Annotated in this window: 19 protein-coding genes and 1 tRNA gene; 17 read left to right on the top strand and 3 right to left on the bottom strand. The window is 63.2% G+C overall.

Features of this window, described 5'->3' with window-relative positions:
* The first annotated feature begins 199 nt into the window (after positions 1-199).
* The 4 genes from CFR79_RS10745 to CFR79_RS10760 are packed head-to-tail and all read left to right on the top strand — an operon-like array spanning position 200 to position 5200.
* Positions 200-1837 (top strand): MFS transporter, encoded by a 1638-nt coding sequence (locus tag CFR79_RS10745; RefSeq protein WP_102323919.1) that lies wholly within the window; start codon positions 200-202, stop codon positions 1835-1837.
* A 16-nt stretch (positions 1838-1853) separates the two neighbouring features.
* Positions 1854-2930, top strand: coding sequence for an HlyD family secretion protein (locus CFR79_RS10750; RefSeq protein ID WP_102323918.1), 1077 nt, complete (start codon positions 1854-1856; stop codon positions 2928-2930).
* 4 nt (positions 2931-2934) lie between these two features.
* Complete coding sequence (locus CFR79_RS10755) at positions 2935-4458, top strand: efflux transporter outer membrane subunit (RefSeq protein ID WP_102324257.1); 1524 nt, start codon at positions 2935-2937, stop codon at positions 4456-4458.
* A gap of 10 nt (positions 4459-4468) precedes the next feature.
* Positions 4469-5200, top strand: coding sequence for a pirin family protein (locus tag CFR79_RS10760; RefSeq protein ID WP_110547909.1), 732 nt, complete (start codon positions 4469-4471; stop codon positions 5198-5200).
* A gap of 43 nt (positions 5201-5243) precedes the next feature.
* On the opposite strand, the gene CFR79_RS10765 is transcribed toward CFR79_RS10760, so the two are convergent.
* Complete coding sequence (locus CFR79_RS10765) at positions 5244-5429, bottom strand: hypothetical protein (protein WP_102323916.1); 186 nt, start codon at positions 5427-5429, stop codon at positions 5244-5246.
* Positions 5430-5679: 250 nt separating this feature from the next.
* Here CFR79_RS10765 and CFR79_RS10770 point away from each other — a divergent pair, with 250 nt between their 5' ends.
* From CFR79_RS10770 to CFR79_RS10825, 12 genes are read left to right on the top strand one after another with little or no spacing between them, the layout of a single operon-like run.
* Entirely contained in the window at positions 5680-6333 is a 654-nt protein-coding gene (locus CFR79_RS10770) for a cytochrome c3 family protein (protein WP_110547910.1), read from the top strand.
* The gene (locus CFR79_RS10775; protein ID WP_110547911.1) at positions 6321-9212 is read left to right on the top strand and encodes a 4Fe-4S dicluster domain-containing protein; all 2892 of its coding nucleotides are present in this window, start codon (positions 6321-6323) and stop codon (positions 9210-9212) included. The genes CFR79_RS10770 and CFR79_RS10775 overlap by 13 nt, the downstream gene beginning before the upstream one ends.
* Positions 9209-10552, top strand: a complete 1344-nt coding sequence (nrfD, locus tag CFR79_RS10780; protein WP_110547912.1) for an NrfD/PsrC family molybdoenzyme membrane anchor subunit — start codon at positions 9209-9211, stop codon at positions 10550-10552. The genes CFR79_RS10775 and nrfD overlap by 4 nt, the downstream gene beginning before the upstream one ends.
* Before the next feature lie 2 nt (positions 10553-10554).
* On the top strand, positions 10555-11037 hold the full coding sequence (locus CFR79_RS10785; RefSeq protein ID WP_258373549.1) for a DUF3341 domain-containing protein: 483 nt from the start codon (positions 10555-10557) through the stop codon (positions 11035-11037).
* Complete coding sequence (locus CFR79_RS10790) at positions 11034-11537, top strand: c-type cytochrome (protein WP_110547913.1); 504 nt, start codon at positions 11034-11036, stop codon at positions 11535-11537. The genes CFR79_RS10785 and CFR79_RS10790 overlap by 4 nt, the downstream gene beginning before the upstream one ends.
* Positions 11534-12583 (top strand): hypothetical protein, encoded by a 1050-nt coding sequence (locus CFR79_RS10795; protein WP_258373544.1) that lies wholly within the window; start codon positions 11534-11536, stop codon positions 12581-12583. The genes CFR79_RS10790 and CFR79_RS10795 overlap by 4 nt, the downstream gene beginning before the upstream one ends.
* Positions 12576-12944 carry a hypothetical protein gene (locus tag CFR79_RS10800; protein ID WP_258373545.1) on the top strand — a complete coding sequence of 123 codons (369 nt, stop codon included), beginning with the start codon at positions 12576-12578 and terminating at the stop codon, positions 12942-12944. Before CFR79_RS10795 ends, CFR79_RS10800 begins: the two co-directional genes overlap by 8 nt.
* Positions 12941-13756 carry an SCO family protein gene (locus CFR79_RS10805; RefSeq protein WP_258373546.1) on the top strand — a complete coding sequence of 272 codons (816 nt, stop codon included), beginning with the start codon at positions 12941-12943 and terminating at the stop codon, positions 13754-13756. Before CFR79_RS10800 ends, CFR79_RS10805 begins: the two co-directional genes overlap by 4 nt.
* Entirely contained in the window at positions 13753-14751 is a 999-nt protein-coding gene (gene coxB, locus CFR79_RS10810; RefSeq protein ID WP_102323910.1) for a cytochrome c oxidase subunit II, read from the top strand. The genes CFR79_RS10805 and coxB overlap by 4 nt, the downstream gene beginning before the upstream one ends.
* Before the next feature lie 6 nt (positions 14752-14757).
* Positions 14758-16398 carry a cytochrome c oxidase subunit I gene (locus CFR79_RS10815; protein WP_110547933.1) on the top strand — a complete coding sequence of 547 codons (1641 nt, stop codon included), beginning with the start codon at positions 14758-14760 and terminating at the stop codon, positions 16396-16398.
* On the top strand, positions 16391-17023 hold the full coding sequence (locus CFR79_RS10820; RefSeq protein WP_110547915.1) for a cytochrome c oxidase subunit 3: 633 nt from the start codon (positions 16391-16393) through the stop codon (positions 17021-17023). Before CFR79_RS10815 ends, CFR79_RS10820 begins: the two co-directional genes overlap by 8 nt.
* Entirely contained in the window at positions 17023-17337 is a 315-nt protein-coding gene (locus tag CFR79_RS10825) for a hypothetical protein (RefSeq protein ID WP_258373550.1), read from the top strand. Before CFR79_RS10820 ends, CFR79_RS10825 begins: the two co-directional genes overlap by 1 nt.
* 217 nt (positions 17338-17554) lie before the next feature.
* On the opposite strand, the gene sodC is transcribed toward CFR79_RS10825, so the two are convergent.
* Complete coding sequence (gene sodC / locus CFR79_RS10830; RefSeq protein WP_102323907.1) at positions 17555-18085, bottom strand: superoxide dismutase[Cu-Zn]; 531 nt, start codon at positions 18083-18085, stop codon at positions 17555-17557.
* Between the two features lie 256 nt (positions 18086-18341).
* On the opposite strand from sodC, the gene CFR79_RS10835 reads away from it, so the two are divergent.
* Positions 18342-18593: a hypothetical protein gene (locus tag CFR79_RS10835; RefSeq protein WP_110547917.1), complete on the top strand. Its 252-nt coding sequence runs from the start codon at positions 18342-18344 to the stop codon at positions 18591-18593.
* Between the two features lie 382 nt (positions 18594-18975).
* Here the strand turns inward: CFR79_RS10835 and CFR79_RS10840 are convergent.
* Positions 18976-19050: transfer RNA gene (locus CFR79_RS10840), tRNA-Val, on the bottom strand.
* Positions 19051-19209 lie beyond the last annotated feature (159 nt).

Raw genomic sequence — 19209 nt, forward strand, 5'->3', positions numbered from 1 at the left:
CAGGTGTGAAGGGGAAGCGGGGAAGGAAGGGGGCGGTATGGGCCGTGGCGTCCCCTACGCATCGTGAACCGGATACGGTCACGGTCCGTGCTATCGTGACAGTTGCGGGGTCTGCCGGTTTTTCATTCCGCAAATCGAAATCGTCATCTGCCGGAAATGGGGGTTGTCGCGGCGCGGGGCGTAGGGATCAAGTGCGCACATGAACAACCTTGCTACTGCACAGGCGGCTGACGGGCCTGTCATTCATGCCTCCCCGCCACGGCCTTCGTATATTCCGCCGTTCGGGCTGCGGACGGTCATCGGTTGCCTTGGCATGCTGCTGGCTGTGCATGTGGCGGGTTTTAATGAACACGTAACCGAAATCGGCCTGTCCGATATTCGTGGAGCGATGCATATCGGCCACGACGAGGGCACGTGGGTCATCGCCATCTATGAAGCGTTCAATATTGCCGCCATGGCTTTCACGCCATGGTTTTACATGACGTTTTCCATCTACCGTTTTTCCATTTTCATGACGGCGATGCTCGCGCTGCTGTCCATCCCGGCACCCTTCATGCCCGATGTGACGTCACTGTGCATCCTGCGTGCGTTTCAGGGACTGGCGGGCGGGTGCCTGCCGCCGGTGCTGATGACCGTCATGCTGAAATACCTGCCACCACAGATCCGGGTGTTCGGCATCGGCGGCTATGCCATGAGCGCCACCTTCGGCCCCAATCTCGGCCTGCCGCTGGAAGCGTTCTGGTTCGAACATGTGGGCTGGCACTGGCTGTACTGGGAAATCATACCCACGGCCGCCGCCGCCATCGCCATGATGGCTTACGGCCTGCCGCGTGATCCCATGCATTTTGAACGGTTCGAGAAGTTCAACTGGTTCGGCATCCTTGTGGGCCTGCCTGCCATCTGCTCGCTGGTCATCGTGCTGTATCAGGGCGACCGGCTGGACTGGTTCCGTTCCCCAATCATCACGGATCTGGCGTTGTGGGGTGGTGCGGCCTTCGTCGTCTTTGTCATTAACGAGGCGTTTCACCCCAGCCCCTATTTCCGCATCCAGTACTGGCGGTCGCGTAACATTCAGGCGTCGCTGCTATCGCTGGTGGGGATTCTCGCCATCTGCGCGATGATGGGGGATATTCCGGCGGTCTATCTTGAGGGCGTGCGTGGTTACCGACCCATACAGGCCGCGCCCGTGGCGCTGGTGGTGGCGCTGCCGCAGCTTATCATGCTGCCGCTGATCGCGGCCATCTGCAACCGGCGCACGGTGGACTGCCGCTATGTGCTGGCGGGGGGCATGCTGTGCCTGGCGGCAGCGGCGTGGCTGGGCACGTGGCTTACGGTGGACTGGGTACGCGACAATTTCTACGTGCTGCAGGTGCTGCAGGTCTTTGGCCAGCCCATGACCGTCATCCCCACGCTCATGCTGGCGACCATGGCCATGGGGCCTGCGGACGGGCCGTTCATTTCCGGCATGGTGAACATGCTCAAGGGGCTGGCCAATGCGGTGGCCTATGCCCTGTTCGCCGCGCTGACCCGGCGGCGGGAACAGTACCATTCCACCATGCTGCTGGACCATAACGGCACGCACGGCCTTGCGCTGCAGGGCATGGGCAACCCCATCGGGCAGCAGCTATCCGCAACATCGCCCGACAGTGCGCATGTGGCGCGCAACACGCTGCAGGTTTTCCATACCTACGTGCATGAACAGGCGCTCGTACTGGCGCTGAACGACATCTATTACATCCTCATCTGGGTCTGTCTTGGCTACGCCGTCATGAATCTCATCCTGCCGCACCGGGTCTATCCGCCGCGTGCGCCGTCCCCCGATACTCCAGCCCGCTAAACCGGAATTACCGATCATGATTTACAAGAAACCGCTGCTTTACGCCGGTTGCGCCGCAGGTGTGCTCGCCCTTGTCGCCTGGGGTGGCACGCGGCTGGTCAATGGCGATGGTGTCAACCAGTACACGAACGATGCCTATGTCACGGCGGATTTCCCCACCGTAGCCCCCAAGGTTTCGGGACGTATCGACCGGGTGATCGCGCAGGACAACCAGCAGGTCCACACCGGCGAGGAACTGGCCCATATCGAGGATGACGACTACCGCGCGGCACTGGAGGTCGCACGCGGCAACCGGCAGGCGGCGCAGGGCGATGTCGCCAATCTGGAAGCGGAAATCGCACGGCAGGATTCCGTAATCGCGCAGGCCCGCGCCGCCGTGCTGGCCGATCAGGCGGCACTGGTGTTCGCGCGCCAGAACGCGACGCGGTACCGCAACCTGTCGTCAGGCGGGGCAGGCACCATCGAGCAGAAACAGGCATCCGATGCCCATGAGAAGGAAGCCGAAGCCGCCATATCACGCGATCAGGCCGGCGTGGACGCCGCCATCCGTCAGGTTGCCGTCCTTCAGGGCCAGCTTGAACGCGCCCGTGGCGTGCTGCTGCGCGCGCAGGGGGATGAAAAACAGGCCGAACTGAACCTGTCCTACTGCACCATTCCCGCCCCCATGGATGGCGTTGTGGGCGAACGCGGGGTGCGTGTGGGTAACTACGTCCATCCGGGCACGGGCATCCTTGCCGTCGTTCCAACGCATGAAGCCTACGTGCTGGCCAATTTTCAGGAAACCCAACTGACGAAGGTGCAGACCGGGCAGCGCGCGACCATATGGGTCGATACGTTTCCCGGCCATCCGCTAAAGGCGCATGTGGACTCCCTTGCGCCCGCGACCGGCGTGGCCTTCGCCCCCATCCAGCCCGATAACGCAACCGGCAACTTTACGAAGGTGGTCCAGCGCATCCCCGTCAAGCTCACCTTCGACCCCGGCCAGCCACTTGCGGAGCGGGTGCGTGTCGGCATGTCGGTCGAAGCGAATATCGATACATCTTCCACGCCGGAAGGCCCGCATGCCAGCGACGCGCGCTATGTCTGGCAGTAACGCGGTGAAGCGCCTCCTCCTTCCGGGGCTGTCGATGCTGGCGCTGGCGGCATGCACCGTTGGCCCGGACTATCACAAGCCGCAGGTCAGGGCGCCCGAGGCATGGCGCGCGACCCAGCCGCCAGCCGAAAGCCAGGTGACGGGCGCCACCGCCGATCCGCAGTGGTGGAAACTGTTCAACGATCCCGTCCTGACCCGGCTGGAAAACGAGGTCGCGGCTTCCAACCTCGACCTGCGGGCGGCGAGCCTGCGTCTCATGCAAAGTCAGGCGGAGCGGCGGATCGCCAGCGCCGCGCAGTTTCCGCATGCACAGGCCAATGCGTCCTACGGTCGTGAACGCGCCAGCACCAATGGCGTGCTGGGCCTGCTGGGCACGATGGAGCGTGAGGGAGCGGGTTCCATCGCATCGGGCACGCAGGGCTTTGGCCCCACCGCGCTGCCTGGCAGCATTGGCAATCCGTCCTTCAACCTGCCGCAATATGGCATGAACGCGTCATGGGAAGTGGATTTCTGGGGCCATGTGCGCCGTCAGGTGGAAGCCGCCACCGCCGCCATGCACGAAACCGAGGAAATGCGGCGGGACATGCTCGTCTCCCTCATGGCCGAGACGGCGCAGGATTACATCGACCTGCGTGCCGCGCAGACCCAGCTTGGCATCCTTGAACATAATATCGAGATCTCCACCAATAGCGTCAGGCTGACGACCCTGCGTTTCCAGCAGGGGGCTGCAACCCGGCTGGATGTGGCCGAGGCCACGGGACAGCTTCATACATTCACATCCCGTCTGGCCCCGCTGCGCGCGCAGGTGACGCACAGGCTCAATGCCCTGAGCTTCCTTGTGGCGCGTGAACCCGGCGCGCTGGATGCCGAACTGGGCAAGGCGGGGGATATTCCGGCCGTGCCCGCCGTGGTGCCTGTCGGCCTGCCATCGGAACTGGCTGAACGCCGCCCCGATATCCGCATGGCGGCGGATCACCTGCATGCCGCAACCGCCAGTATTGGCGTGGCAATCGCCGATTTCTTCCCGCGCGTGACCCTGTCGGGCAGTCTGGATGTGCAGGCGCTCCAGTTCAGCGGGCTGGGGTCGTGGGCATCGCGGCAGTACGGTTTTGGCCCTACGGCGACCCTGCCCCTTTTTGAAGGGGGACGCCTGACGGGGCAGTTGCACCTGCGTCGCGCGCAGCAGAAGGAAGCGGCGACGATGTTCCAGCGCACCGTGCTGAAGGCATGGCAGGAAATCGACGATGCGATGGCCGATTTCACGGCGGCCCAGCGGCAGCGTGATGAACTGGCCCTTGCCGTGCAGGAAAACGAGATCGCGGTCGAGACGGCGAAGGCACAGTACACGCAGGGCTCATCCGACTTCCTGAACGTGCTGACATTGCAGAACGCATTGCTGTCATCCCAGAGCGCACTGGTGGACGCCACGGCGCATGTGGCAGGATCGGTAACGCATCTCTACCGCGCGGTAGGGGGCGGATGGGAAGATATCTATCCGCAGAAACAGAAGACGAAAAAGCGGGCATGAGGGACAGGGCATGATAACGATCCGGCGCTCGGATACACTGGGCAGCGCCCGTTCGGATGGCCTGACGCTGCGGTGTCATTTCGCATTTGCGGATTACCGCGATCCGGCCTGCATGCACGAAGGACGCCTGCGCGCCATCAATACGGGTACGCTACCACCCGGCGGGTCCTACCATCTGGGGCCGGAAGCCAGCGTTGATATCCTGACCTGGTTGGGTAGCGGGCGTGTCACTGCCCATGCCGATGACTTCGCGCCCGAAGATGTGTGTGCGGGCGGCCTGCATCTGGCCAGCACGGGCAGGGGATGCCGGACACTGGAATGGAAGGCGGGCGCAGATGGCGCGTCCTTCATCCAGTTCTGGCTCATGGCCGATACGGAGGGCACGACCCCCGCGCAGGAAACCCGCGCCGCGCTGGCGCAGTTCGAGGATGGGGGTTTTACGATCCTTGCATCCGGCTTTCCCGAAGATGACCCGGAGGAAAGCGAAAGTGTATCGGACGGTTCCCCCGTTACCCTGAGTGCGCGCGCACGCCTGCTGCACGCCGCCATTGCAGCGGGGGAGGGCGCGGCCTACCAGACCAGCGCCGGACGCGACCTGTATCTTGTGGTGGTGTCAGGCACAGTAAGTATTGACGCCAGCATACTGCACGCGGGCGATGGCGCCGCTGTAACCGATGCCACGGACCTGACCGTAATTGCACACGAAGCAGCGGTCGTGCTGCTGACGGATGTTGCGGCGTAAATGGGCCTGCGCGTCCCTGTGACCTGACCTGCCGCCAGGGCGGCTAGAATTTGGGCAGGGGAATATGGGGCGAGAACAGGCACCCGATAACAATTCCGCCCAGAAAAAGAATGACCATCAAGGTGGTCAGCATGCCGTTCCTTCGTTCCAGAGGCGTGGCGAAAGGGGGCTTGATGCTTCGGTCCGCCAGGGGAGGGGGTTCGCCATCCGTCCTGAAATTCCTGCTCATGGCCGTATTCCTGTTGCTGGATTGCGCTGCCTGAACGTTACCCCCGCGCCGTAAGTTTCGTAGTGGAACAATAAAGGCGTCAATAAAGAAGTGAAAACGTCGGCACACGACGGAGAATTATTATTCACTGCGTTGTGAAGGGATCGTTTTTTACGTCCACGGCGTTCTGCTTGCGCAATGGTCGGGGCAACCTGATATCATGCGGTAACCGGAAGTATAAAGCGTAATATAAAAAACGGGATGCAAACGGATGGCAGCGCTGTTCACGCCCCGCGCCAATGTCATCATGACTGCATCCGTGCTTGCCATCGCCTGCGCGGTCACAAGCGGGTGCCTGCTGTGGTTCGCGTGGCCGTATACCGATTATGCACGGCAGGTGGGGTGGACGATCGAACAGCCGGTTCCCTTCAGTCACCAGCATCATGTCGCGGGGCTGGGTATTGACTGCCGGTTCTGCCACAGCAGCGTCGAACGCAGCGCGCAGGCCAGCATGCCCCCGACCTTTACCTGCATGACATGCCATTCACAGATATGGACGGATGCAGCGGTACTGGCGGGCATTCGTGACAGCTTCCTCAGGAATACACCGATGACCTGGCAGCGCGTGACCGATGTTCCCGATTATGTCTATTTCAACCACGGCATCCACGTCACGAAGGGTGTCGGCTGTGAAAGCTGCCATGGCAATGTCGCCACCATGGCGCTGACATACAAGGCAAAGAGCCTGACAATGCAGTTCTGTCTGGACTGCCATCGCGATCCCGGCTCCAGCCTGCGTCCCGCTGAAAACATATTCGATACCGACTGGCATCGCGTCCCGTCCACGCCCGGACCAGCGGCGCTGCTGGCGCGTTATCACGTAGGCGGGCGTAATCTTACGGAATGTTCGATATGTCACCGCTAGGCCGGTTTTCCGGTGCGCAGGCGGTGCGGCGGCTCATGGCCCTGCCGGATAGCGAACTGGCACGCCGGTTTCCCCAGCTTGAAGCCGCCCTGTCGCATCCACTGGACCGGCGGCGGACGCTGCGGCTGCTTGCACTGGCGCTGGCTGGCGGGGGAATGGCCGGGTGCGGTCCGGGCACGCCTGACCGGGGCTTCGTTTCCGCCGTAAGGGCTGCCGAAGGCGTGGTGCCGGGTATTCCCAACATCTACGCCACCGCCCATGTGCGCGATGGCTACGCCGAGGGCATTCTGGTGACGCACCAGATGGGCCGCCCCATCAAGGTTGAAGGCAATCCCGCCCATCCCGCCAGCCTTGGTGCGACCGATGTCATGGCGCAGGCCCTCATCCATGATTTTTACGATCCCGACCGCGCCACCGGTCCGCTGCATCGGGGCATGCCGGTATCGTGGCAGGATCTGGCGGATGCGATGCATGCAATGCGCGCTGCCGTCACGGCCCCGCGTTCCGATGGGGGCCAGCCGGGCCGCAGGCTGCGTATCCTGACGGGCACGGTCACGTCGCCTGCGCTGGGCCGGACCATAGATCAGCTACTGGCTGCCTGTCCGGGTGCGGTGTGGCACCGGTGGGATGCGATCGGGCGGGAGAATGTCAGCCGGGGGACCAGTCTCGCCTACGGGCAGCCGACTGCGGTTACTGCTGATCTGACGCAGGCGGATGTGCTGCTTGCGCTGGACAGCGACCTGCTGGACAGCGCGCCGGGGCATCTGGCCCATGCGCGCGCCTTTGCCGCGCGGCGCAATCCGGTGCGGGGTGTCATGAGCCGGGTATATGCGGTGGAATCCACGCCATCGCTGACCGGCGTGGCGGCGGATCACCGCTTTAGCGTGTCGCCTGCCGTGCTGAACGAGGTCATTGGCCGGTTATCCGCCCGTATCCTGCAAAACGAAGCGCCATCGGGTGGCCCGGACTGGCTGGGTGCCGTTGCCGCGGACCTGCGTGCCAGTCGGGGGCGGGCCGTCATCCATCTCGGTCCCGACCACGCGCCAGAGGTCCACGCCGTGGTACACGCCATGAACGAGGCCCTTGGCGGGCGCGGTCGGGTGTTCGATGTGATCGCAACGCCCGAATATCAGCCCGCTGCCCCACAGGGCACGCTGTCGGATCTGATCGCGGATATGGAAAGCGGGGGCGTGGACGCGCTGCTGATCGTGGATGTCAATCCGGTCTATCAGGCTCCGCGTTTCGCTGCCGCGCTTGGCCATGTGGCGCGCAGCATCACCCTTGCGGACCGCCCGCATGAAACGGCGCTGGCCGCGCGCTGGCATGTCCCGCTGGCGCATGGGATGGAGGACTGGGGCGATGTGCGTGGGCATGACGGCACGGTCGCCATCGTGCAACCACAGGCCATGCCGCTTTATGGCGGGATGAACCTGCTCAGCGCCCTGCATGCCTGCATGGGCCAGCCGTTGCGCCCCGCATCCGATCTGCTGCGTGCGACGTGGCGCGAGCATCTGCCATCGGCACGGGACTGGCATGATGCCCTGGCGTCGGGCGTCATCGCGCGGACCCGATCCCCGTCCGTCAGTGCGGCGTTGCAGCCCGCGGCCATACGGGTGGCGTCTCCCGCCTCATTTCCCCGCACGCCCGCGCAGCCCGTCCTGCTGCTGCGGCCCGACCCCCATCTGTGGGACGGGCGGGGGGCCAATAATCCATGGTTGCAGGAACTGCCGCGCCCATTGAGCAAGGTGGTGTGGGACAACCCGCTTCTGGTCCCGCCGGACCTTGCGCGCGACCTGCACCTGCGCAACGGCGATGTGGTGGATCTGTCGCAGGGGGAACGCCATGCGCGGCTGCCCGTATGGATACAGCCGGGACAGGCGGCGGGATGCGTGGTTGGCTTTCTGGGCTGGGGGCGCATTCATGCGGGGGAGACGGGCAATCACGTCGGCACCGACCTGTATCCGTTCCGTGACGCGACCGGCCCCGTGCGGGTTGACGTGACGAAGGTTCCCTCCGTTCCGGTGGCGTGTACGGAACATCACGCCACGATCATCAACACCGCACCATCGGACATCGCCCGTCATGGCACGCTGGAGCAGTACAGGGCCAACCCGGCATTCCTGAAGGATACGGAGGCGGGGCAGGAGGATACGCTGTACCGCAGGCCCCCGGATGCAGCCGTGGCATGGGGCATGGGCATCGACCTGAATGCCTGCATCGGCTGCAATGCCTGTGTCGTCGCCTGCCAGGTGGAAAACAACGTGCCGGTGGTTGGACGCGATGCGGTGCTGCATCAGCGGGAAATGCACTGGCTGAGGATTGACCGCATCTATGAAGGAACGGAGGCCGCGCCCGATACGTTCTTCCAGCCGATGCTGTGCATGCATTGCGAGCAGGCCCCGTGCGAGACCGTCTGTCCGGTGGGGGCGACGACACATGATTCCGAAGGCCTGAATGTCATGGTCTATAATCGGTGTATCGGGACCAAGTTCTGCTCCAACAACTGCCCCTACAAGGTCCGGCGGTTCAATTACTTTGCCTTTGCCCAGCGCGAAAACCGCCCCGCCCCCAGCCGCAATCCCGATGTATCGGTCCGCACGCGCGGGGTCATGGAAAAATGCACGTTCTGCGTGCAGCGTATAGCGCAGGCCCGGATCGTGGCGGACCGTGATGGCGTGCCCGAACAGGTGGTCACCGCCTGTCAGGCCGCCTGTCCCACGCGGGCCATAAGCTTTGGCGACATCAACGATCCCATTGCGGACGTATCGCGGCGCAAGGCCAGCCCGCTGGATTATGCCGCCCTGCCTGAACAGGGCACGCATCCGCGCGTGACATATGAAGGGCGCATCCGCAATCCGAACCCGGATATCGGGTCATGACCGGGCGCATCGTCCATCCCGGCGAGACGCCGTGGTCCATGACGGAACGGGTATGCGTCACCACCCTGCGCCCCGATGCGGGGCTGTGGACGCCGCTGTGGTGGTGGCTGTGCCTTGGCATGGCGCTGGCGCTGCTGGCGGGGGGCGTGGTGTCGGTTGCGTGGCTGTTTTACGCGGGGCTGGGGATATGGGGCATCGACTGGCCCGTGGCGTGGGGTTTCGATATCCTCAATTACGTGTGGTGGATTGCCATTGCATCGGGCGGTACGTTCATTTCCGCCCTGTTTTTCCTGCTGCGCGCGCCATGGCGGACATCGCTCAACCGGCTGGCCGAAAGCCTGACGCTGTGCGCGGCACTGTGTGCGGCCATATTCCCCATCCTGCATCTGGGACGGCCGCAGTTTTTCTACTGGCTGTTTCCCTATCCCAACACGATGGGGCTTTGGGCGCAGTTCCGCAGTCCGCTGGTATGGGATTTCTTCGCCATTCTGGCCTACGTGCTGTGTTCCGTCCTGTTCTGGTATTTCGGGCTGCTGCCTGACCTTGCCACCCTGCGCGAACGCGCGCAGCGCCGGTGGCAGCGCGTGTTCTATGGCGTGCTGGCGCTGGGGTTCCGTGGGTCGGCCCGGCAGTGGCGGCATTACCAGCCGGTCTACGGCGTCATGGCGGCCCTGATGGCGCCGCTGGTGGTGTCGGTGCACAGTATTGTAGGCATGGATTTTGCCGGTGGGGCCGCAACCGGCTGGCATTCCACGCAGTTCCCGCCATTTTTTGTATTCGGCGCGGGACTGTCGGGGTTCGCCATCGTGCTGCTGGCTGTCATTCCCCTGCGTCCGGCCCTTGGGCTGCAACCCTATATCACCGACTGGCATATTGATGTGCTGGGCAGGCTGCTTCTGACCGCCAGCCTGTGCGTGGCATATGCCTATGTCATGGATGTCTTTTCGACATTCTACGGCCCCGATCAGGCTGACCGGACCATGTTCGCTTTCCGGCTGCATGGACTTTATGCGCCCGTCTACTGGGGCACCATCATGCTGAATATCGTGTTCCCGCAACTGCTGTGGTGGCGCGGGGTGCGGATGAAGCAGCCGGTGGTATGGGCAATCTGTCTGGGCGTGCTGGTCGGCATGTGGCTCGAACGTTTCCAGATCATCGTAAGCAGCCTTGCACGCACGCAGCTACAGTCCGCCTGGGGTCAGTATACGCCTACGCTGTGGGAATGGAGCCTTCTGGCGGGCACGATCGGGCTGTTCCTGACCGCTTTCCTGCTGCTTGTCCGCTTCATCCCCATGCTGGCCATGGCGGAGATGCGGGCAGTGCTGGAGGACAGGCCCTGATTATCGCCGCCTTCGCCACGGAGGCGACCCTGAACGACGCCGCCACCACATTGCGGCGGGAGGGGGCATGCGTGGTCGAAACCTATACCGGCACGCAGGCCGGGGATAACGGCGGCGGCTCCATCCTGCCTGTACTGATGCTGGGTGGGGGTGTTGCGGGCGGCATGGGTGGTTTTGGCATGCAGGTCTATGCCACGACCATAAGCTATCCGCTTGATGTTGGCGGCAGGCCCAACCTGTCATGGCCGTCCTATATCCCCGCCACCTTTGAACTGGCGGTACTGGGCGCGATGCTGGCGGGAATTATCGGCTACTTCGTAACCGTGCGCCTTCCACGCCTGTATGACCCTGTGGATGAAAGTGCCGCCATGCGCGATGTGATGAAGGGGGCGCATGTCCTGGTCGTGCGTTCAGGCGACCGTGCCAGGGCGCGCCAGATGCTGTCGCGCTACGAGGTGCTGGGTATTGAGGAAATCGGGCCATGAACGCGGTGCGGTCCGTGTGCATCATGGCCATTTCCCTGCCGCTTCTGGCCGGCGGGTGCGATGACATGTCGAAGCAGGACCGGGAAAACCCGTACGCCAGCCGTAACAGCGCACCGGCGGATATTGCGCAGGGAACCGTGCCCTATCACGACGCGCCGCATCCCGTGCCCCCGCTTACGGCGGGCCTGCTGCAACGCGGGCGCAGCGAATATCATGCCTTCTGCGCCCCATGCCATGCCGAAACGGGCAATGGTGACGGCATGGTGGTGCAGCGCGGCTTTCCCGCCCCCCTGCCGCTGGTCACGCCGGATGGCCATGCCCTGCCGTCGCGCCACGTCTATGATGTCATTACCGTGGGGCAGGGGATCATGTACGGCTTTGCCCAGCGGATCGCGCCGGAGGACCGATGGGCCATCGTCGCCTATCTTCACGCCCTTGCGCGCAGCCAGCACGCCACCCGCGCCGATATGACGCCCGAACAGCAGGCAAGCGCGCAATGAAGTACGCGCTTCGTATCGCCGCCGGTGTCGCGGCTGTTGCGCTGGTGGCTGTGGTGGCAGCGGCGATCCGGGTGCCGCAGGCGGTTTTCCCGGCGTGGCTGGCGGTATGCGCCGCATGGATCGGATGGCCGCTGGGCAGTATGGCGCTTGTGCTGGTGCATGCGCTGACGGGGGGACGGTGGGGGGATATCCTGCGTCCCGCCCTGCGCGCCGGGATTGCCACATTGCCGCTGGGCATACCCGCGCTGGCGGGTGTGCTGTGGGGCGCGCGCCACCTGTATCCGTGGGTGCAGCCCGGCGGCGGGGCGCGGATCACCAACGGTTTTTACCTGAACGTGCCCTTTGCCATGGGACGGGTGGTGGCCTACGTGCTGGTGTGGGGATGGCTTGGGACTGTCTGCCTGCGCGGGCGTGATGTGGGGCGTACTGCGCCTGTCGGGCTGATCGCGCTGGCGTTTACCTCCGGCTTTGCCGCGATTGATCTGACCGAATCCCTTGATCCGCATTTCAGTTCCAGCGCGTACGGGCTGATCGCCGCCGCCGGTTCGGTGCTGCTGGCCTTCGCGGTGGGTGTGCTGATGGAAGGGATGTGGACGCGGGGGCAGGACCTGCGCGACCTTGCACGCCTGCTGCTGGGGCTGACGGTGCTATGGGCGTATCTGGATTTCATGCAGTTCCTGATTGTGTGGCAGTCGAACCTGCCGGTGGAAGCCGCGTGGTACGCGCCCCGGCTGCGGGGCGCATGGGGGGGCGTGGCGCTGACTATCGTGGCGCTGCATTTCCTGCTGCCCTTTGCCGTGCTGGTGCTGTCGCCACTTCAGGCCCGGCGGCCTGCCATCATGCTGGCGGCGGGGCTGCTGACAGGCATGGAAATACTGCGCAACCTCTGGCTGGTCCTGCCCACATGGACACAGCCCGTCCCGCTGGCGGGGGTGGGACTGTCGCTTTTCTTCTTCGGTGGCGGCAGCGCGCTGCTGGTCCTGCGCCACAGGAACCGCGAAAGCGTCCTGTCATGTTCCGTACAGCCGGGAGACGCCCATGTCTGAACATCCTGCATCAGCGCAATCGCACCATGAAACCCGCGACATTTCCCTGCGTGCGGCGGTCATGGGGGGCGTGGTCATCGGCATGGTGGTGGGCGGGCTGGTGATACTGGCGGACGTGCTGTTCCCGCAGAAATCACTCGACCGGCTGCTCCGGCCGCCCTTTCCCGTCATTGCGGAACCGGCCCTGCAATCCGACCCGCCGGCGGACATGGCGGCGTTCCACACGCGGGAAATGGCCATCATGAACAGTTTCGGCTGGACCGACCGGCCACGCGGCATCGGGCATATCCCCATCGATCAGGCCATGCAGGAGACCCTGCGCGATGGTATTCCCGACTGGCCCCAAGGTGATGCGCCATGAATACGGTGGGGGCAATGGCGGCACGATGGCGCAGCGTGATGCTGGCAGCCATGCTGGCATGCCCGGTCATTATTGCGTGGGGTGGAACCGGTGTCGCGGCGGATGAGGCGACGCAGGCACTGGCCTTTACGCCCCGGCAGGGTGTCGCCCTGCCACTGGATGCACGCTTTGCCGATACCACGGGACAGGTGCGGCCGCTGGGGGCGTTCCTTGGTGGCAGGCCCGCCATTGTATCAATGGGGTATTACGCCTGTCCCAACATGTGCGGACTGGAACGCGCGGACCTTCTGCATGCGCTGGCGCGTAGCGGGCTGCACAGCCCTGCCGACTATACCCTGCTGGTTGTCAGCATCGACCCGTCTGAAACGCCGGTGCAGGCGCGTCAGGCGCGCGATGACGATCTGGCCCATTTTCCCGCATCCACGGCGGGGGCAGGATGGCATTTCCTGACCGGGGACGCCGCCAGCATCGGGCGTCTGTCGCGCGCCGTGGGGTTCCATGCGCGCTTTGATCCCCGGCTGGGGCAGTATCTCCATCCCATGGGGCTGGTGTTCGTGACCCCTGCGGGCGTGGTGTCCGGCTATGTGCTGGGGGTGGGCTACCAGCCCGGCGATGTGCGCCAGGCGGTGGCCCATGCTGCGCGGGGCGAGCGCGTTGCGGCATCGCCGGTCCTGCTGCTGTGTTTCCATTACGACGAAACGACGGGGCGTTACACGCTGGCGGTGGAAAAACTGTTACGGATCGGCGGTGGGCTGACCGTACTGATGCTGGGGACGATGCTGTTCATGGCGCACAGGCGGGGCCTGCGATGAGCTGGCTGCCTGAAGCCTCGGGGCATGCCACGCGGGTTGATGTCCTGCTCGCGGGGCTGCTGCTTATCAGTCTGGCGGTGCTGGGGCTGGTGTTCGGGCTGATGGTTCTCAACATCATCCGCTTCCGGGTTGGCAGCGGGGTGCCGGTTTCGCATGAAGCCGTGGTCCATAAAAGCTGGGGGTTTGAAATCGGCTGGACCGTGGCGACGCTGGTGATTTTCTTCGCCCTGTTCATATGGGCGGCACGGCTGTACGTGGTGGGGTTCCAGCCACCATCGGGTGCGATCCAGATCTATGTGACCGGCAGGCAGTGGATGTGGAAGGTGCAGTATCCCGGCGGTCAGCGGGAGATCAATGCGCTGCATGTCCCGCTGGGACGACCGGTGCAGCTACTGATGACATCGGAAGATGTCATCCATGATTTCTCGATCCCCGTGCTGCGGATCAAGCACGATGTCCTGCCTGGACGGTACCAGAGCCTATGGTTCATTGCCACGCGTCCCGGTTCCTTCCGTTTTTACTGCACGCAGTTCTGTGGCATCGGGCATTCGCGCATGACGGGTACGCTGGTGGTGCTGAGCAGCACCGAATACGCCGACTGGCTGGATCATACCCCAGCCAGTGGCAGTCTGGCCACGGCGGGGGAAATGCTGTTCATCCATAATGGATGCAGCGGCTGCCACGTATCGGGGCGTTACGCGCCCGATGCGCAGGACACCAGCCGCGCACCATCCATGGTCGGGCTGTATGGCAGCCTGGTCCCCGGCCCCGACGGGCGGCCCGTGCGGGTGGATGGCGGCTTCCTGCATGACGCCATCCTTCATGTTGGGCCCGCGCGCACACCGCAGGCAAATTATACCACCACGATGCCGTCCTTCCGTGGCGTACTGGGGGAAGACGATCTGGCGGCACTGGTGGCCTATATCCAGACACTGTCGCCATCCGTGCCTGCGGGCATGGGGGCTGCGGCCGTTACCGCGCGTGACGGGGGGTGAATGTCCATGGCACCGATGGCAGACAGCGCGAACGGTTACCTGTGGCAGGACGGCACCCTGCGGTCATGGCTGCTGACGACCGACCATAAACGGATCGCACTTCTTTACATGGCGTCCATCACCGCGTTTTTCATACTCGGCGGCGTAGGGGCGGCCCTGATCCGGTTGCAACTGCTCGTGCCTGCCGGGGCCATCCTGTCCGATGAGACCTACAGCCGCATGTTCACCCTGCATGGCGTTGTCATGGTCTGGCTGTTTCTGGTGCCTTCCATTCCCGTCACGCTGGGCAATTTCCTCGTGCCGCTGATGCTGGGCGCGCGGGATCTGGCCTTTCCAAGGCTGAACCTGCTGAGCTGGTACCTGTTCGTCATGGCCGGGATGCTGGTTGTTTACGGCCTGTTCCGGGGCGGACTGGAAACGGGGTGGACGTTCTATACGCCGCTATCGACCGATTATACGCAGGGCCATGTGCTGCCGGTGGTGGCGGGGGTGTTCCTCAGCGGTTTTTCCTCCATCGCGACGGGGGTGAATTTCATCATAAGCATCCATCAACTGCGTGCGCCGGGCATGACGTGGTACCGTCTGCCGCTGATGCTATGGGCGCTGTATGCCACCAGTGTCATTTTCGTGCTGGCGACGCCGGTACTCAGCATTACGCTGGTGCTGCTGGCGTTCGAGCATTTTTTCCATGTGGGCGTGTTCGATCCCGCGCTTGGGGGTGACCCGCTGCTGTTCCAGCACCTGTTCTGGTTCTACTCCCATCCGGCGGTCTACATCATGATCCTGCCCGGTATGGGGGTGATAAGCGAGGTGGTCAGCACTTTCTGCCACAAGCCGGTCTTTGGTTACAGGTTCGTGGCCTGGTCTTCCATTTCCATTGCCTCGATCGGGTTTCTGGTCTGGGGGCACCATATGTTCGTGGCGGGCACATCGCTATACGCCGCCGTGGTGTTTTCCATGCTGAGTTTCCTTGTATCGGTTCCCTCGGCCATCAAGGTTTTCAACTGGCTGGGGACGATGCATGGCGGGGCGATCAGGCTGGATGCCCCCATGCTGTACGCCATGGGCTTTATCGGCCTGTTTACGGTGGGGGGGCTGACCGGGCTGTTTCTGGCATCGCTGGCCAGTGACGTACACCTGACACAGACATATTTCGTGGTGGCCCATTTCCACTACATCATGGTGGGGGGCATGGTTTCGGCCTATTTTGCCGGGCTGCATTACTGGTGGCCCAAGATAACGGGACGGATGTATCCCGAAATGTGGGGACGGACTGCGGCTGGGCTGCTGTTCTTCGGGTTCAACCTGACGTTTTTTCCGCAGTTCCTGCTTGGGTATGAGGGGATGCCACGGCGGTACGCAACCTATCCGGCGCAGTTTCAGGTGCTTAATGTACTGTCATCTGCGGGTGCCAGTATCCTTGCGCTGGCCTATATCCTGCCGCTGGTCTATTTCGCATGGTCATTGCTGCGTGGTGCGCGCGCGAGCGACAATCCGTGGCAGGCAACCGGACTGGAATGGCGCACATCCTCGCCCCCGCCCACGGAAAACTTTGCGCATGTCCCCGTCGTAAATCATGACGCATATGATTACGCCGCGCTGGATCAGGCGAACCGGGCCGCCAGTCAGGAGCCGCCCCATGCCTGACGACCTTGCCCCCTATGACACGCCGCAACACCGTGACGAAACGGCGGTGGCGGGAATGTGGCTGTTCCTTGCCAGTGAAGTCCTGCTGTTTGGGGGGCTGTTTCTGGTCGTTCTGGTCTATTCGCACACCCGTAGGGCGGGATGGATCATGGGCGTGCGGCATACCAACCTTATCATAGGCAGCATCAACACGCTGCTGCTGCTGACCAGCAGCGCCATGTACACTCTTGCGGTCGTAGCCGCGCGGGCGGGACGCGCGCGCCGCATCATTGCCCCCGCACTGGGTGCCGCCGGGCTGGGTGTCGCCTTTCTTGGGCTGAAAAGCTGGGAATGGCATCTCGAATTTAGCGAACACCTGTTTCCCGGTGCGGGTTTTTCCATTTCGGGGCCGGATGCGGGTGGCGCGCAACTGTTCTACAGCTTCTATTTCCTGTCCACCGCGCTGCATGGGTTGCACATGCTGGTGGGGATCGGACTGATCCTGTGGGTCTGTTACCGCATGGCCCGGCGCAGGGGGCAGCCCGTGCCCGTCATACCGGTGGAGGTGGTTGGACTGTACTGGAGCTTTGTAGATCTGGTCTGGATACTGCTGTTTCCCGTCCTCTATCTGGTCGGGCGGGTGTGATGGTTCGCGTTATGGCATGCTGGGGCGCGCTCATGGTGCTTTTCATGGGGGAACTGGCTATCGCCACGACCGGTTTCGGGCCGGGCATATGTGCGGTGGCGGTGCTGATGGGGCTGGTTATCGTCTTTGGCTTCATGCGTATTACGCTGGCGCCGCCACTGGCTGCGATCTTTGCGCTGGGCAGCCTATTCTGGCTGGCGATACTGCTGTCCCTTGGCAGTCTGGACAGTTTTACCAGAACAAATTTTTCCGTGGGCGATACACTTTCGTCGCGCACCCAGAATGCCGTGACCGCACGGGACAGGGCGCCGTGATGCAGGATCGTGCGGACGACACCCTGAAGTGCGACCGAAACACCGGCGCGGGCCGTTTCAAAGTCAGCCCAACGCATCGGCTTCAGGACGGGCAGATAAAATCTGTCCACCAGTATGAAGCAGCACCATTTTCGCATCCCGCCGGAAACGGGCAGGGACACAGGCCGCCCCGCAGCGGGGCAGGGCGGCTTCGACGTATCAAGCGATCAGGCCGTAATCAGCGGATGACCCCACAGACGACACGGTCGCCCGCGCCACCAATCGGCTGCGTCCTGTAATCGTCGGGGTTGGCGTGAATGACCAGCGCCGCGCCATCGGCATCCAGCAGGGCAGGGCGGCCATCCTTGCCGTTAAGCGAAACCAGCGTGGAATAGAGCTCCACCGTCGCCGTCCCGTCCTGATTGACAAAAAGGTTGGGCAGGTCGCCCGCATCATTGGCGTTGGGGTTCAGCAGGCCATGCACGACCGGCGTGGTCGCATGCACATGCGCACCGGCGCTGGTGAATTTCGGCGGGCCGCAATCGCCTTTCTCATGGAAATGGATGCCGTGCCAGCCCGGGGTCAGCCCCTTGGCCATGATGCGCAGGATAACGCCCTTGGGTGCTTCCGCGATGTTGGCTGTCCCCCGGTCGGTTCCGTCCGTTCCGACCAGATGGGCCGTTGCCGTATCGGCGGCATGGGCCATTGCAGGTAGAACGGCCAGACCGATGGCAAGGGCGGCAGATAGTTTAAGGCGGGAGACAGGCATAAGGCATTTCCTTTTCCGGTTCAGGGTGCATCGGGAAAGCGGCGCACCATGCCTGCAAACGCCTGGAATGCTGGCACGATGCACCGCGTGATGCTCCCCGTATGATGGCAGCTTGCCGTAATTACGAGTGCGTCGCAATTACCGAAGAAGTGAGTGCCGCGTCCCTTGCATCACAGTATAAGAAAAGCGTGCTGCCTGCGGTGAAACTCCTGTCCCGTACCGTCCGTTGCACGGGCATCCTTTATGGAGAAGCGCCATGCTCAGGATGCAGGTAAAAGATAACCCGGATATCCCCGTGCCGTCTGAAGCGCCGCCATCCGTGCCGCCGACACCGATATCCGATCCCGGCCCGGACCCCGACGAGGACCCGGATGACGACCCGCTGGGCGATCCCGACAGTCCGGCCCCCGACTGGGATGAAGATGAACCGATAGATCCCGACAAGGACGGCCTGATAGACCCGCTGGAACCCGATGAGGAGGATGAAGGGCCGGTTTCAGACTGGTAAGGGCATCCGGGACAGCAGGTGACAGCATGGAATAATGGACACCCGCCGCCAGCGCGATGGGGGAGACATGCTGGCTGGGATTTTCCTCTGGCAGCGACAGGAATGTGAAAATTGATCCCAGAACTGTCCTGTGGTTCCGCTTCGTTGTGAGCGTCTTGTCGCAGCGGCATGGTGCCGCGACAGTGTGACCAGCACCAACCGGATGGGTGCCGCAGCATGTGGATTATAGGGGGATGGGGCGCGGGTACAAGCCAAAAACACTCCACGGATTTTCCACAGATCGAGGTAGATTACCGTAGACAGATATAGACGCTGGTAGACTTTCCCGTTTCGGGAATTATCACACACAACGCTGGTTTTTGGCGGAATACCCGGAGCCGAGTGGTGGGCGCAACAGGGATTGAACCTGTGACCCCTACCATGTCAAGATAGTGCTCTACCGCTGAGCTATGCGCCCAATCGGCTCCGGTGAGATGGCTTTTACTCACCATTTCAGGGGGATGCAACCCCCCTTTTGAAAAAAATCGCATTGACCCGAAAGCCGCCGCCTGTCCCTATGTCGGGATGTGTCATCATGCCTGCCTGTCCACGCGTGTAACGCGGCCTGCCAGCCTGG

It is taken from the genome of Komagataeibacter saccharivorans (assembly GCF_003207825.1).
GTDB classification, from domain to species: Bacteria; Pseudomonadota; Alphaproteobacteria; order Acetobacterales; family Acetobacteraceae; genus Komagataeibacter; species Komagataeibacter saccharivorans.